We start from the raw sequence: 15,226 nt of genomic DNA on the forward strand, positions 1-15,226 counted from the left end.
TCAGCCTCGGGTCAGCTTCTTGTACGTGGCACGGTGCGGACGGGTGGCGTCCGCGCCGAGGCGCTCGACCTTGTTCTTCTCGTACGACTCGAAGTTGCCCTCGAACCAGTACCACTTGGACTCGCCCTCGTAGGCGAGGATGTGGGTGGCCACCCGGTCCAGGAACCACCGGTCGTGGGAGATCACGACCGCGGCGCCGGGGAACTCCAGGAGGGCGTTCTCCAGCGACGACAGGGTCTCGACGTCGAGGTCGTTGGTGGGCTCGTCGAGGAGCAGCAGGTTGCCGCCCTCCTTGAGGGTGAGCGCCAGGTTGAGGCGGTTGCGCTCACCGCCGGACAGCACGCCCGCGGGCTTCTGCTGGTCCGGGCCCTTGAAGCCGAAGGCGCTGACGTACGCGCGGGACGGCATCTCGACCTGGCCGACGTTGATGTAGTCCAGCTCGTCGGAGACGACGGCCCACAGCGTCTTCTTGGGGTCGATGTTGGCGCGGCTCTGGTCGACGTACGAGATCTTGACGGTCTCGCCGACCTTGATGGAGCCGGAGTCCGGGGTCTCCAGACCCTGGATCATCTTGAACAGCGTGGTCTTGCCGGCGCCGTTGGGGCCGATGACGCCGACGATGCCGTTACGGGGCAGGGTGAAGCTCAGGCCGTCGATGAGGACCTTGTCGCCGAAGGCCTTGGAGAGGTTCTCGACCTCGACGACGATGGAGCCCAGGCGCGGGCCCGGCGGGATCTGGATCTCCTCGAAGTCCAGCTTCCGCATCTTGTCGGCCTCGGCCGCCATCTCCTCGTAACGGGCGAGACGGGCCTTGGACTTGGTCTGACGCCCCTTGGCGTTGGACCGCACCCACTCCAGCTCTTCCTTGAGGCGCTTGGCGCGCTTCTCGTCCTTCTTGCCCTCGACCTTGAGGCGGGTGGCCTTCTTGTCGAGGTAGGTGGAGTAGTTGCCCTCGTAGGGGATCGCGCGGCCGCGGTCGAGCTCGAGGATCCACTCGGCGACGTTGTTCAGGAAGTAGCGGTCGTGGGTGACGGCCACGACGGCGCCCGCGTACTTCGAGAGGTGCTGCTCCAGCCAGTTCACCGACTCGGCGTCGAGGTGGTTGGTGGGCTCGTCGAGGAGGAGCAGGTCCGGGGCCTCGATGAGCAGCTTGCAGAGCGCGACACGACGCTTCTCGCCACCGGAGAGGTTGGTGACCGGCCAGTCGCCGGGCGGGCAGCCCAGGGCGTCCATGGCCTGCTCCAGCTGGGCGTCGAGGTCCCAGGCGTTGGAGTGGTCCAGGTCCTCCTGGAGCTTGCCCATCTCCTCCATCAGCGCGTCGCTGTAGTCGGTGGCCATGAGCTCGGCCACCTCGTTGAAGCGCTTGAGCTTGCCCATCTGCTCGGCCGCGCCGTCCTGCACGTTCTCCAGGACGGTCTTCGACTCGTCGAGCTGCGGCTCCTGCATGAGGATGCCGACGCTGTAGCCCGGCGACAGGAACGCGTCACCGTTGGACGGCTGCTCGATCCCGGCCATGATCTTCAGAACGGTGGACTTACCGGCACCGTTCGGGCCCACCACACCGATCTTGGCGCCGGGCAGGAAGTTCAGGAACACGTCGTCGAGAATCACCTTGTCGCCGTGCGCTTTACGCGCCTTGCGCATGGTGTAGATGAACTCAGCCAAGAGAAACCGTCCGGCAAAGAGTGAGTGGGCAGATACACCCCATCTTGCCTGACCGCCACCCTCGGGGGCGAACCAGTAGGCGGGGGGCTCGCTGACCTGGGGTTCCGCTACGCGTCCGCGGCCGGGCGCATGCCTCTGGCGCGGGCCGTCGCCGAGGCGGGGGCGGAGGACAGCAGGTCCAGGACCTCGCGGGCGCGGTCCCGGGCGGTCGAGGTGGCCAGGACGGCCGCGCCGAAGGTCGAGCTGATCGCGGTGTCGCCCGGGAGCGGGCCTGCCACGACGACGCCCGGGAGGTCCATCAGCTCACTGTGCTGCTGGAAGGCCAGATCCGCCCGGCCCGAGGACAGCAGGCTGCCGGCCGGGACCCCCGGCGGGGCCTGGACGAGCCGGTCCGTGAGCGGGCCGGTCAGATCCAGCCGGGCGATCAGTTCGACGAGCGCCGTTCCGCTGGGGCCGGTGGAGTAGGCGATCGTCCGCGCCGACAGGAGCGCGGCCCGCAGGCCGGCTTCCGAGCCGAGGGCCGGAACGGGTGCGCCCTCCGGGACGGCGGCGACGACCTGGGAGATCCACAGCGGGCGTGCCGTGCCCGCCACCAGGTGCCCTTCCGCCTCCAGCGCGGCGAGCGCTCCGGCGGCGAGTACCAGCACGTCGGCCTCGGCGCCCTCGCGGACCCGCCGTGCGATCTCGACGCCGCCGGCGGCGTCGAAGCGCACCGGGATGCCGTGGGCGAGCCCGATGTGCGCGGCGACCTCGGCCAGGACCGGCCAGGTCGCCATCGAGGACAGTCCTGCGATCTCTCGTTCCACGTCGCTCCTGGTGTCCGGTGGGTGGTACGGGTGTCCGGCAGATGGTACGGCGACCGGCCGGGCCGCTCAACGCCGGTCTGCGAGACTTGCCGGGTGAGCACAACCCGGAGCACGGCGGCAGGAAAGGTCCTGGAGGTCCTCGCGGCCTTCGACCGCGAGCACCCGGCGCAGACCCTGTCGGAGATCGCCCAGCGCACGGGTCTGGCCCTGAGCACCGCGCACCGGGTGGTCACCGAACTGGCGGCCTGGGGGGCGCTGGAACGCGGCGAGGACGGGTCCTGGCACGTCGGGCTGCGGCTCTGGGAGATCGCCTCGGGGTGTCCCCGTACCCAGATCCTGCGCGATGTGGCACTGCCGTTCATGCAGGACCTGTACGAGGGGACCCACGAGAACATCCAGCTCGCGGTGCGCGAGGGCAGCGAGCTGGTGTTCGTCGAGCGGATCGCCGGGCACCGGTCGGTGGAGCTGCTGACGATGGTCGGCAGCCGGTTCCCCGTCAGCTCCACCGGGATGGGCCGGGTGCTGCTCGCGCACGCGCCTCGGGACGTCCAGGAGGAGGTCCTCGAATCGCCGCTGCGGGCGTGGACCCCGCACACCGTGACCGACCCGAAGACCCTGCGCGCCCAGCTGGACCGTATCCGGCGCGAGCAGGTCTTCGTCAGCGACCGGCAGCTCTCGGAGAGCACCGTGGCCGTGGCCACCCCGGTCCGCATCGGCCGGACCGGTCCCGTCAGCGCCGTCCTGGGGATCGTCTTCACGGCCCGGGACGCGCGCCGCGCGGGCGGGCTGCGCGAGCCGCTGCTGCGGGCGGCGCACGGGATCTCCGACGAACTCGGCCGGCGGACCCGTACGACGACGGCCTGACGCCCCGTCGAGTTCCGGGAGGACCGGAGACGGGGCCGGCTTCGGCGACCGGCCCCGCGACCGAGTTCCACGACCGGCTTCCGCCTGGCGGAAACGGCGGCGACCCGCCCCCGCACCGGCTGTCAACGTTCGGGTGTTCCGAACGTTCGCAGCTGTTGAGGAGACGCCATGGCCGACGCCACCGTCGACACCCTTGCCTCGGTTCCCGTCGCGGTCATCGGTGCCGGTCCAGCAGGCCTGATGCTGGCGCACCTGCTCGGTCGCGCGGGTGTCGAGACGATCGTGCTCGACACCCGTACCCGGCACGAGATCGAGACGACGCAGCGGGCCGGGATCCTGGAGGCCGACGTGGCCCGGGACCTCGTCGACACCGGCGTCTCCGACCGGATCCTCAGCGAGGGGTACGAGCACGAGGGCGTCGAGCTGCGCGTCGACGGCCGGCCGCACCGCATCGACTTCCAGGAGCTGGTCGGCGCCTCGGTCTGGCTCTACCCGCAGACCGACGTCTTCGTCGACCTGGCGAACGCCCGGGACCGGGACGGCGGCACGGTCCACTTCGGCATCCGGGACACCGAGGTCCTCGACATCACGACCGACGCCCCGCGCGTCCGCTACACCTCGCCCGACGGGGCCCGCCACGAGATCCGGGCCCGGTACGTGGTCGGCGCGGACGGCTCGCGCAGCATGTGCCGCGACCTGGTCCCCGAGGACCGGCGGATGCGCTACGGCAAGGAATACCCCTTCGCCTGGTTCGGCATCCTGGCCGAGGCGCCGATGAGCGCGCCCGAGCTGATCTACGCCCACTCCGAGCACGGCTTCGCGCTGATCAGCCAGCGCACCGAGAGCGTGCAGCGGATGTACTTCCAGTGCGACCCCGACGAGTCCGTCGACGCCTGGTCCGACGACCGCATCTGGGAGACCCTCCAGGCGCGCGTGGCCGGCCACGACGGCTTCCAGCTCAAAGAGGGGGCCATCACCGAGAAGACGGTGCTGCGCTTCCGTTCCTTCGTGCAGCAACCGATGCGGTGGGGCTCCATGGTCCTGGCGGGCGACGCGGCGCACACCGTGCCGCCCACCGGGGCACGCGGGCTCAACCTCGCGCTGCACGACGTGAAGGTGCTCGCCGAGATCCTGCTCAGGGCTCTCGGCGACGCCGGCGAGGGCGCGCTGGAGGAGTACGAGCCGCGCGCCCTCCAGCGGGTCTGGCGGGCCCAGAACTTCTCGTACTGGATGACCCGGCTCCTGCACACCGCGCCCGGCGCCTCGCCGTACGACCTGCGGCGTCAGCTCGGCGAGCTGGACAACGTGGTGGGGACGCGCGCCGGGCGCGCCTACCTCGCGGAGCAGTACACCGGCTGGCCCACCCGCCCCCAGAACTGACCCGAAGAGCACCGGGAGTACTCATGATCATCGACTGTCACGGTCACTTCACCACCGCTCCGCCGCAGCTGGCCCAGTGGCGCGACCGGCAGGTGGCGGCGGCCGGTTCCGGCGGCGACGCGCCCGACCCCGACGACCTGGTCATCAGTGACGACGACCTGCGCGAGGCGATCGAGGGCAACCAGCTGCGGCTCATGGACGAGCGCGGCAGCGATCTGACGGTCTTCTCGCCGCGGGCCAGCTTCATGGCGCACCACATCGGCGACTTCGCGGTCTCCTCGGTGTGGTCGCGGATCTGCAACGACCTGGTCCACCGCGTCAGCACCCTCTACCCCGACCGCTTCGCGATGGGCGCGATGCTGCCGCAGTCCCCGGGCGTCGACCCGGCGACCTGTCTGCCCGAGCTGCGCCGCGCGGTCGAGGAGCTCGGCGCGGTGACGGTCAACCTCAACCCCGACCCGTCGGGCGGCAGGTGGACCGCGCCGCCGCTGACCGACCGCAGCTGGTACCCGCTGTACGAGGCGATGGTCGAGTACGACGTGCCCGCGATGATCCACGTCAGCACCTCGTGCAACCCGGCCTTCCACACCACCGGCGCCCACTACCTGAACGCCGACACCACGGCGTTCATGCAGCTGGTCCAGGGCGATCTGTTCGCCGACTTCCCGACGCTACGGTTCGTGATCCCGCACGGCGGCGGCGCGGTGCCGTACCACTGGGGCCGGTTCCGCGGCCTGGCGATGGCGCTCGGCAAGCCGGACCCCGAGGCGCTGCTGGACAACGTCTTCTTCGACACCTGCGTCTACCACCAGCCGGGCATCGACCTGCTCACCCGCGTGATCCCCAGCCGTTCCGTCCTGTTCGCCAGCGAGATGATCGGCGCCGTCCGCGACATCGACCCGCGCACGGGCCACCACTTCGACGACACCAAGCGGTACGTCGAGGCCACCCCGCACCTCTCGGACGAGCAGCGAGCCGCCGTCTACTCCGGCAACGCCCTGCGCGTCTACCCCCGGCTCGCCGCGCGCCTCGCCGCCGCCGGCCGCTGACCGGCCACCGACCGACCAAGGAGAAGAGCACATGCAGCACACCGAGATCGGTGTCGTCCACACCTCGGTCACCCGGGCCGACCCGGACGCGGTCGCCGCGCTGTCGGCGTTCGGCGTGGCGACGATCCACGAGGCGATGGGCCGGGTCGGGCTGATGCGCCCCTACCTGCGCCCCGTCTACCCGACGGCCCGGATGTGCGGCACGGCGGTGACCGTCCTGCTGCAGCCCGGCGACAACTGGATGATGCACGTCGTCGCCGAGCAGATCCGCGAGGGCGACGTGGTGGTCGCGGCCTGCACGACGGAGAGCGAGGACGGCTTCTTCGGCGACCTGCTCGCCACCTCGTTCCGCGCCCGGGGCTGCCGGGGCCTGGTCATCGACGGCGGTGTGCGCGACGTGGCCGACCTGGAGCGGATGGACTTCCCGGTCTTCTCCCGCGCGGTCAACGCCAAGGGCACGGTCAAGGCCACCCTCGGCTCGGTCAACGTGCCGGTGATCTGCGGCAACGCCCTGGTCCGGCCCGGTGACGTCGTCGTGGCGGACGCCGACGGCGTCGTGGTGGTGCCGCGCGAGCGGGCCGCCGAGGTCGCAGCGGCGGCGGCCGCCCGGGAGGCCAACGAGGAGGGCAAGCGCGAGCGGTTCCGCGCCGGCGAACTCGGCCTGGACATGTACAAGATGCGCGGCCCGCTGGCCGAGCTCGGCCTTCGCTACGAGGACTGACGAAGGTGGACGAGGACGGACGAGGCCTGACGACGACCGACGAGGACCGACGATGACCGACTTCGAGAAGACCCCCGGCTGGCTGGACTGGTACGCCGGTCCGAGCCGGCCCCGCTTCGAGGTGCCCGAGGGCGCCGTCGACGCGCACTGCCACGTCTTCGGGCCGGGCGCGGAGTTCCCCTTCGCCCCGGAGCGGAAGTACACCCCCTGCGACGCGTCCAAGGACCAGCTCTTCCAGCTGCGCGACCACCTGGGCTTCGCCCGTAACGTCGTGGTCCAGGCGACCTGCCACGGCGCCGACAACAGCGCCATGGCCGACGCCCTGCGGGCCTCCGGCGGCCTGGCCCGGGGCGTCGCCACCGTACGGCCGGACATCTCTGACGCGGAGCTGCGGGAGCTGCACGAGGCGGGTGTCCGCGGTGTGCGGTTCAACTTCGTCAAGCGGCTCGTCGACGCGGCGCCCCGGCAGGACCTGTGGGACGTCGTCGAGCGCATCGCGCCGTACGGCTGGCACGTCGTCGTCTACTTCGAGGCGGCCGACCTCGCCGACCTGCGCGAGTTCTTCCTGTCGATCCCCGTGCCGCTGGTCATCGACCACATGGGCCGGCCCGATGTCACCAAGGACCCGGAAGGACCGGAGTTCGAGGCGTTCCTGAACTTCATGCGGGCGAAGCCGGACATATGGTGCAAGGTCTCCTGCCCGGAGCGGCTGTCGACCGACGGTCCGCCGGCCCTCGACGGGGAGCGGGCGCCGTACCGCGACGTCGTCCCGTTCGCCCGGCGGGTGGTCGAGGAGTTCCCCGACCGCGTGCTGTGGGGCACCGACTGGCCGCACCCCAACCTGACCGACCACATGCCCGACGACGGTCTGCTCGTCGACTTCGTCCCGGACATCGCGACGACGCCGGAGCTGCGGCGCAAGCTGCTCGTCGACAACCCGACGCGCCTGTACTGGCCCGAAGCCGACTGACCCGCCTCACGATTGGAGTCCGGGCATGGCACTGGACAAGACGTACAAACTGGTTCCGGGAACCACCATCTTCGACGCCGAGCAGTCCGCCAAGGGCTACCACCTCAACCAGTTCTGCATGTCGCTGATGACAGCGGAGAACCGGGCGCTGTACCTCGCCGACGAGCGCGCCTACCTGGACGCGTGGCCGCTGCGCGAGGAGCAGAAGCAGGCGCTGCTCGACCGCGACCTCAACGCGGCGATGCGCGAGGGCGGCAACATCTACTTCCTCGCCAAGTGGGGGGCGACGCTGGGCCTGTCGTTCCAGCAGATGGCGGGCTCCATGACCGGCATGACCGAGCAGGAGTACCGCGACATGATGGTCGGCGGCGGCCGCTCCGTCGAGGGCAACCGCATCGACCACGCCGTCCTCGACGCCGCCTACGCCGACCCGAACCCGCCGGCCGAGCACGCCACGATCACCGGTGCGGTCTTCACCTCGCACGTGCCCGCGATCGGTGCGGCGATGGACCTCGGGAAGACCGAGGAGCCTTACTGGAAGCCGGTCTTCGAGGGGTACGAGTACTCCCGGCGGTGGGAGCGGGAGAACGTCCCCGACGTCATCTTCCTGGTCTACAACGACCACGCCAGCTCCTTCGACCAGTCGCTGATCCCGACCTTCGTGCTCGGCACCGGCGCGGCCTACCCCACCGCCGACGAGGGGTACGGGCCCCGCCCGGTCCCCGGCATCGAGGGCGACCCCGACCTGGCCGCGCACATCGCGCACTCGCTGATCAGGGACGACTTCGACCTCACCCTCGTCAACGAGATGACCGTCGACCACGGCCTCACCGTCCCGCTGTCGCTGATGTTCGGCGACGTCGAGAAGTGGCCGTGCAAGGTGATTCCCTTCCACGTCAACGTGGTGCAGTACCCGGTGCCGTCCGGCGCCCGGTGCTTCAAGCTCGGGCAGGCGCTGCGCAGGGCGATCGAGTCCTACGACAGGCCGCTGAACGTCCAGGTGTGGGGCACCGGCGGCATGAGCCACCAGCTGCAGGGCCCGCGCGCGGGACTCATCAACCGGGAATGGGACAACGCCTTCCTCGACCGGCTGATCGACGACCCGGCCGGCCTGGCGGAGGTGCCGCACCTGGAGTACGTGGAGGAGGCCGGCTCGGAAGGCATCGAGCTGGTCATGTGGCTGATCGCCCGCGGCGCGATGAGCGACCTCGACGAGTCCGGTGAGATCGAGGTCAAGCACCGCTTCTACCATGTGCCCGCGTCCAACACCGCCGTCGGCCATCTGATCCTGGAAAACCACCCGCGGGCCCAGGAGCCCGCCGTGAAGGAGTGACGACATGACTGACGACCAGACCGTACGGATCGCCCTGGCCGGAGGCGGCGCCTTCGGTGCCAAGCACGCGGCCGCGCTCCGGCGGATCAAGGGCGTCGAGGTCGCCGCCGTCGTGAGCAGCAGCCTGGAGAGCGGCCGGAAGTTCGCCGCGGAGCAGGGCATCGACCGCGCCGTCGCCGACCTGGACGAGGTCCTGGCGATGGACGACGTCGACGCCGTCATCCTGGCCACGCCCACGCCGATGCACGCCGCGCAGACGCTGGCCTGCCTCGAAGCGGGCAAGCACGTCCAGACCGAGATCCCGCTGGCCGCGTCCCTGGCCGACGCCGAGGCGTGCCTGGCGGCCCAGCAGCGCACCGGGCTCGTCGCCATGGTGGGCCACACCCGGCGCTTCAACCCGAGCCACCAGTGGGTGCGGCAGCAGGTCCGGGCGGGGGACTTCTCCATCCAGCAGATGGACGTGCAGACGTACTTCTTCCGCCGTACGAACCTCAACGCCCTCGGCAAGCCGCGCTCCTGGACCGACCACCTGCTGTGGCACCACGCCGCGCACACCGTCGACCTGTTCGCGTACCAGACCGGGTCGCCGATCGTGCAGGCCAACGCCATGCAGGGGCCGATCCACCCCGAGCTGGGCATCGCGATGGACATGTCCATCCAGCTCCGCGCGGAGAACGGCGCCCTCTGCACCCTGTCGCTGTCCTTCAACAACGACGGCCCGCTGGGCACCTTCTTCCGGTACATCGGCGACACCGGCACCTACCTCGCGCGGTACGACGACCTGGTCACCGGCAAGGACGAGCCGATCGACGTGAGCGGGGTCGACGTCTCGCTGGACGGCATCGAGCTCCAGGACCGCGAGTTCGTCGCCGCGATCCGCGAGGGCCGCGAGCCGAACTCCTCCATCGCCCAGGTGATGCCGTGCTACCGGACGCTGGCGGACCTGGAGAAGCAGCTCGACGCCGTCGCGGGCGCGTGAGTACGGCGAGTGCGGCACCGGCGGGCGGCTCCGGCCGCTCGCCGCGCCGGATCGGCCCGTTCGAGGTCCCCGCGATCGGCCTGGGGTGCATGAACCTCAGTCACGCGTACGGGGTCGCCCCGGAGCCCGAGGCGGCGGAGAAGCTGCTCCTGGCCGCCCTGGACCAGGGGGTCACGCTCTTCGACACGGCCGCGCTGTACGGCTTCGGCGCCAACGAGTCGCTGGTCGGCCGGGTCCTGTCCGGCCACCGGGACCGGATCGTGCTGGCCAGCAAGTGCGGGATGACCGGTGTCGACGGGCGGCGGGTCATCGACGGCCGCCCCGAGACCGTCCGCCGCACCGCCGACGAGGCGCTGGCCCGGCTGCGTACCGATGTGATCGACCTGTACTACCTGCACCGGATCGACCGGCAGGTCCCGGTCGAGGAGAGCGTCGGCGCGATGGCCGGGCTCGTCGAGGCCGGGAAGGTACGCGCGCTGGGTCTGTCGGAGGCGTCGGCCGCGACGCTGCGGCGGGCCCACGCGGTGCATCCGATCGCCGCGCTCCAGAACGAGTACAGCCTCTGGTCGCGCAACCCCGAGCAGGGCACCCTGGCGGCGGCCCGCGAGCTGGGCGTCGCCCTGGTGGCGTTCAGCCCGCTGGCCCGCGGTTTCCTGACGGCGACCCCACCGGACCTCGACGGCCTCCCGGCCGGTGACATCCGGCGGGGCATGCCGCGTTTCGGCGCCGACCACTACCCGGCCAACCTGCTGCTGCGCCGCGAACTGGCCCGGCTCGCGGAGGACGCCGGTGTGACGCTCGCGCAGCTGGCGCTGGCCTGGGTCCTCTCCCGGGGCCCGCACGTCCTCGCGATCCCCGGCACCCGCTCGACGGCCCATCTGACGGAGAACCTGTCCACCCTGGACCGGACCGTCCCCGCCGAGACCCTCGAAGCGGCGGGCCGCATCCTGAACGCGACGACGGTGCGGGGCCCCCGCTACAACGACCCCACCCTCGCGGAGATCGACACCGAACGCTGCGGGACGGCGGGTTAGAACGCCCCCGGACAGACGACGACCCCGGCCCGCTGACGCGGTCCGGGGTCGAGCGTTCTCACGGAACGGGTTCATCCCGTGGGGGTCGGGCTCAGTGGCCGGCGGTCTTCTTCTTGCGGAGGAAGAACACCGCGCCGCCACCGACCACGACGAGCGCGGCGGCGATGCCGGCGATCATCGGGGTGGCGTTGGAGCTGCCGGTCTCGGCGAGGTCGCCGCCACCGGTGGTGGTGCTGGAGCCGCCGGCCGTGCCGCCCGTGGTGTCACCGGTGGTGCCGGCCGGGGTCGACGGGGACGGCGAGGCCGGGGTCGAGGGCTCCGTGCTGGGGGTCTCGGACGGCTTCGGGCCGGGAGGGGCCGTCTTGCAGTCCAGGACACCCTCGAAGGTCTCCTCGAAGCCGTTCGGGCCGGTGATCGTGAACTTGTACGCCTCGTCCTCGGCGAGCGGGACCGTGATGGTCTTCGTCTCACCGGCGGCGATGGTGTACGAGGTGCCCTTCAGGTCGAAGGTCCACGGCTCGTCGCCCTTGTTGGAGGCGATGACCTCAAGGCCGCCCTTGGCGCAGTCCTTGGCGACCGTGACGGCCGGGACGGCACCCTTCTTCGCCCAGCTGGCGGAGGCCTTGGCCGTGACGGTGGAGTCGCTGGAGCCGGCCAGGATCAGGGTCTGCGAGGGGCCGTCGATCGAGACGAAGGCGCGGCCCAGGGAGACCTTGGTGGTGGCGGAGGCGGTCAGCTCGGCGGTGCCGTCGGCGGTGCCGGCGGGAACGTCGAAGTAGACCTCGTCGCCGTTCTTGGCCTCGGTGACCGGCTTGCCGTCCTTGTCGACGACCTTGACGCCCTCGGGGGTGCCGGCGGCGGCCTGGAGCTTCGCGGTCTCGGCGTTGGTGGCGACGGTGATCGGACCGAGCTTGTCACCGGCCTTGCCCGCCACGGAGGACGGGGAGAGCGAGAGGGAAGCCTTCGGCTCCTCGAGCTTGACCGCCTCCTTGAGGAGGTACGCGGTCAGCTTCTTGGCGTCGGCGCTGCGCGGCGTCGCCCTCACGTCGTCCGAGAACGTCCAGATCGCGGCCTGCGTGCCCGCGGCGGCCTCGTCCTTGGAGAGGTCGACGCCGAGCTTCGCGCCGAGGGCCTCGGCGGAGTTCTTCGGGTAGGCGTTCTCCAGGACCCAGAGGATCTTGCCCGCGTTGTCGTTGTTGTGCAGCGAGGACTCGCTCCAGCCGACTTCCTTGTAGTCGAAGTCGTGCTTCGCCTCAGTCCGGATGTCGATGCAGTAGGTCTGGAGCGTTCCGCCGCCCTCGACCTGCATCTTGAAGAGGCCGCCGGTCACGGGGCTGGGCCACTTCTTCCACGTGTCGCCGTCCTTCTCGGCGATCTCGACGGAGCCGCGGTCGGTCATGCCGCCGAGCTTCGCCGTCACACCACCGGTACCCGCGGGGTCAGCGGCGAGCGCCGGACCTGCCGTGGCTATCGCTCCGGCCGCGACGAGGCCGGAGACGAGAGTCGCAGCGGCGAGACGGGCTACGCCTCGCCCTCGAACTGAAAACATTGCATTCCCCTCCGGGCGCGTCGCTCCGCAAACATGGTCGATTTGCGTGGAGGGAGCGCACGCCAGCAGATTCACAGACTCGATGGGCTCACGTGCCACATGAGTACCCGGGAATCCTAGGTATGCGGAACCCCCCGGTGCCCGGCCATCCGGTCAGATAAGCATTCCGACTCGGAATCGTTATCACACAAAGCGAGTTGGTCGACAAATCCCCACGACGGAAGGTCAGGGGACGGTCACCAAGCGCGCTTTCGACCCGGCGACGGCGTCCGCCGCCGGGGCCCCCGCGCGCTGTGTGGCCGGTGTGGTCTGTGTGGCCGACGTGCCCTCTGCGCCCCGTGTGTCCTCTGCGCCTTCGGCGGCCGTGGCGGGCGCGGTGGCCGTGGCGGGCACGGCAGTCACGGCGGGCACGGCCCATGGGTCCGGCTCGGGCCTCTGCTCCGGCTTCGGTGCGCGCCGGAACGCCGCCGTCCCCCGGCTCAGATCGTGGCCCACCGCCAGCGCGGCCACGTCCACGAAGGTCTTCCGCTGGCCGTCGCGCTCATCCTCCCGCACCCGCAACCGGCCGTGCACCACGAGCGGTTCCCCGACCGACACCGAGGCCGCGAGGTTCGCGCCGAGCGAGCGCCAGGCGGACACCGTGTAGAAGCTGGTGGGCCCGTCGGACCAGAGCGCCTGCACCCGGTCCCAGCGGCGCGTCGGCACCGCGAAGCGGAACCTGGCGACCCCGCCCGTCGCCGTGTCCCGGTACTCCACCGCCGTCGCCACGTTGCCGACGAGCGTCACGGTCGTCTCGTTCATGATCCGTCCCCCACCCCTGTCCTCACCCTGCTGTCCGCCCCGGCCTCTTCGCCGGTCGACACCCATCCTGGAGCCATCGGGAAAAACCCGCCGGAGCCTGTGGACAGCCGGACGGATGGGGACAACTCCCCCACCCGGAAGGGTGAACCGAGGAGACCGGACAAAGCGGGTCCCCCGGGGAGGAGGAGGGAGGCCGCTACCTCACCCGTACCTCCGCCCGAGTCGCCCCGAGCCGTGTCGTACCGGCGCGGGTCCCGCCCACGATCCGTGTCCCCGGCCGCGTCCCCGTCACGGTCGCGTACTGCTCGCGCACCTCCCGGTAGCGCATCAGCTCCGCCGCCACCGGGTCGAGCACCCGGGCCCTGCCGCAGGCCGCCGCGGCCTCCCGAAGGCGCCGCTCGGCCTCCTGCCCGTACCGCCGGGCCGGTCCCTTCACGGCGCCCTCGCAGGCCCATTCGACGAGCGGGCCGCCGATGATGCCGCCGAGCATCACGAGGACCGGCGGCAGCAGGCCCGGCTCGACGACACCCACGATCTGCCCCACCAGCCACAGCGCGCCGAAGATCTGGAGGAGCGTCATCACGGCCTGGGCGAGGACGGCGGCGGGCCACCAGGCGGGCCGGGGCGGCCGGGCGGCCGGGTCGCCGATGCTCACGGTCAGCTCGTCGAGGGCCTCGGGCAGCCCCTCCGCCCCGCGTTCCGCCGCCTCGCGCACCGCCTGCGCCCAGGGCGCCGGGAGCCCGCGCGAGGCCTCGTCGGCGACGATCCGTACCGCCTGCTCGACCCGTTGGCGGGCCGTCAGTTCGTCCTCGACCGGGGAGGCGAGGTGCGGGTCGGTGGAGCCGTGCGCGCGCATCCGCTCGTACCAGCGGTAGAGCCGTAGCCACGGGGTCCCGCAGGCGCGGATCGCGCCCCGGCGCCAGACCCGCTCGGCGGCCTCGCCCGCCGCCTGCGCTCCGACGGCGACGGCGAGCCGGTCGGTGAAGGCGTCCCGGGCCCGCTCGTCGAGGCCGGGCCGGCCGTCGGCGAGGTAGGCGGGGCGCAGCCGGGCGGCGGCGGCGTCGACGTCGGCGGCGAGCCGGCGCTCGGGGGCGGTACGTTCCTGGACGAAACGGCCGACCATCTCGCGGAGTTCGGGTACGCCGTCGCCGGTGAGCGCGGAGACGGCGAGGACGGTGGCGCCGGGTTCGCCGTGCTCGCCGAGTGCCACGCCGTCCTCGTCGAGGAGGCGGCGCAGGTCGTCGAGGACGAGGTCGGCGGCCTCGGTACCGAGCCGGTCGATCTGGTTGAGGACGACGAAGGTGACCTCGGCGTGCCCGGCGAGCGGCCGGAGGTACCGCTCGTGGAGGGCGGCGTCCGCGTACTTCTCGGGGTCGACCACCCAGATGACGGCGTCGACGAGGCCGAGGACCCGGTCGACCTGGTCGCGGTGGGCGGTGACGGCCGAGTCGTGGTCGGGCAGGTCGATGAGGACGAGCCCCTGGAGTTCGGTGTGGGCCGCGCCGCCCGCGAGGGGACGGCGGCGCAGCCGGCCGGGGACGGCGAGCCGGTCGAGCAGTCCGGCGGCGCCCTCGGACCAGCTGAGGGCGATGGGCGCGGAGGTGGTGGGGCGGCGCAGTCCGGTCTCGGAGACGGGGACGCCGGCGAAGGCGTTGAAGAGGGTGGACTTGCCGCTGCCGGTGGCGCCGGCGATGGCGATCACGGTGTGCCGGGAGGAGAGCCGCTGCCGTGCGGCGGCCTCGTCGAGCACCCGCCCGGCTTCGGCGAGCGCCTCGCTGTCGACCCGCGTGCGGGAGAGTCCGACGAGTTCGTGCAGGGCGTCGAGGCGGGTACGGAGGGGGCCGCCGTAGCTCCCGCCGAGGGGCGGCAGGGTGTCGGGCTCGTGTGCGTCCGCGCCGTCGGCGCCGGGGGCCCAGGCTCCGGATCCGGCGCGGTCTCCGGAGCCGCCCCCGCGTTCACCGGCACGACGGGCGATGAGCCCGTCGTCCCAGGCCCCTGTTCCCGCCGCAGCCCGACCCCCGGCCCCTGTCTCTGTCTCTGCCCCGGCCCCTGTCCCTGCTCCCGGATCCACCACG

At 71.7% G+C, this 15,226-nt stretch carries 13 protein-coding genes; 8 read left to right on the forward strand and 5 right to left on the reverse strand.

Annotation, left to right across the window (positions count from 1 at the left end; translation table 11 throughout):
- Complete coding sequence (gene ettA, locus V4Y03_RS11020) at positions 1-1,665, reverse strand: energy-dependent translational throttle protein EttA (protein WP_317875184.1); 1,665 nt, start codon at positions 1,663-1,665, stop codon at positions 1-3.
- 107 nt (positions 1,666-1,772) lie between these two features.
- Positions 1,773-2,471, reverse strand: coding sequence for a substrate-binding domain-containing protein (locus V4Y03_RS11025; RefSeq protein WP_332434796.1), 699 nt, complete (start codon positions 2,469-2,471; stop codon positions 1,773-1,775).
- Between the two features lie 93 nt (positions 2,472-2,564).
- On the opposite strand from V4Y03_RS11025, the gene V4Y03_RS11030 reads away from it, so the two are divergent.
- The 8 genes from V4Y03_RS11030 to V4Y03_RS11065 all read left to right on the forward strand — a co-directional run bounded on the left by V4Y03_RS11030 (position 2,565) and on the right by V4Y03_RS11065 (position 10,801).
- Complete coding sequence (locus V4Y03_RS11030; RefSeq protein ID WP_317875186.1) at positions 2,565-3,335, forward strand: IclR family transcriptional regulator; 771 nt, start codon at positions 2,565-2,567, stop codon at positions 3,333-3,335.
- 168 nt (positions 3,336-3,503) lie between these two features.
- Positions 3,504-4,715: a 4-hydroxybenzoate 3-monooxygenase gene (locus tag V4Y03_RS11035; RefSeq protein ID WP_332434797.1), complete on the forward strand. Its 1,212-nt coding sequence runs from the start codon at positions 3,504-3,506 to the stop codon at positions 4,713-4,715.
- Between the two features lie 23 nt (positions 4,716-4,738).
- A complete protein-coding gene (locus V4Y03_RS11040; RefSeq protein ID WP_317875188.1) occupies positions 4,739-5,764 on the forward strand; it encodes an amidohydrolase family protein in 1,026 nt (341 codons plus the stop codon).
- A gap of 31 nt (positions 5,765-5,795) precedes the next feature.
- The gene (ligK, locus tag V4Y03_RS11045; RefSeq protein WP_317875189.1) at positions 5,796-6,485 is read left to right on the forward strand and encodes a 4-carboxy-4-hydroxy-2-oxoadipate aldolase/oxaloacetate decarboxylase; all 690 of its coding nucleotides are present in this window, start codon (positions 5,796-5,798) and stop codon (positions 6,483-6,485) included.
- Positions 6,486-6,537: 52 nt separating this feature from the next.
- Complete coding sequence (locus V4Y03_RS11050; RefSeq protein WP_317875190.1) at positions 6,538-7,455, forward strand: amidohydrolase family protein; 918 nt, start codon at positions 6,538-6,540, stop codon at positions 7,453-7,455.
- Positions 7,456-7,480: 25 nt separating this feature from the next.
- Positions 7,481-8,788 carry a protocatechuate 4,5-dioxygenase subunit alpha gene (gene ligA, locus V4Y03_RS11055; RefSeq protein ID WP_317875191.1) on the forward strand — a complete coding sequence of 436 codons (1,308 nt, stop codon included), beginning with the start codon at positions 7,481-7,483 and terminating at the stop codon, positions 8,786-8,788.
- A 4-nt stretch (positions 8,789-8,792) separates the two neighbouring features.
- Positions 8,793-9,767, forward strand: a complete 975-nt coding sequence (locus tag V4Y03_RS11060) for a Gfo/Idh/MocA family oxidoreductase (RefSeq protein ID WP_317875192.1) — start codon at positions 8,793-8,795, stop codon at positions 9,765-9,767.
- Entirely contained in the window at positions 9,764-10,801 is a 1,038-nt protein-coding gene (locus V4Y03_RS11065; RefSeq protein WP_332434798.1) for an aldo/keto reductase, read from the forward strand. The genes V4Y03_RS11060 and V4Y03_RS11065 overlap by 4 nt, the downstream gene beginning before the upstream one ends.
- Before the next feature lie 91 nt (positions 10,802-10,892).
- Here V4Y03_RS11065 and V4Y03_RS11070 read toward each other — a convergent pair whose 3' ends face one another.
- The 3 genes from V4Y03_RS11070 to V4Y03_RS11080 form a co-directional block, all read right to left on the reverse strand.
- Entirely contained in the window at positions 10,893-12,350 is a 1,458-nt protein-coding gene (locus tag V4Y03_RS11070; RefSeq protein WP_317875193.1) for an LAETG motif-containing sortase-dependent surface protein, read from the reverse strand.
- 225 nt (positions 12,351-12,575) lie between these two features.
- Positions 12,576-13,151: a single-stranded DNA-binding protein gene (locus tag V4Y03_RS11075; RefSeq protein WP_332434799.1), complete on the reverse strand. Its 576-nt coding sequence runs from the start codon at positions 13,149-13,151 to the stop codon at positions 12,576-12,578.
- A 196-nt stretch (positions 13,152-13,347) separates the two neighbouring features.
- Positions 13,348-15,225, reverse strand: a complete 1,878-nt coding sequence (locus tag V4Y03_RS11080) for a GTPase (RefSeq protein ID WP_443079771.1) — start codon at positions 15,223-15,225, stop codon at positions 13,348-13,350.
- Position 15,226 lies beyond the last annotated feature (1 nt).

Source organism: Streptomyces sp. P9-A4 (assembly GCF_036634195.1).
Lineage (GTDB): Bacteria > Actinomycetota > Actinomycetes > Streptomycetales > Streptomycetaceae > Streptomyces.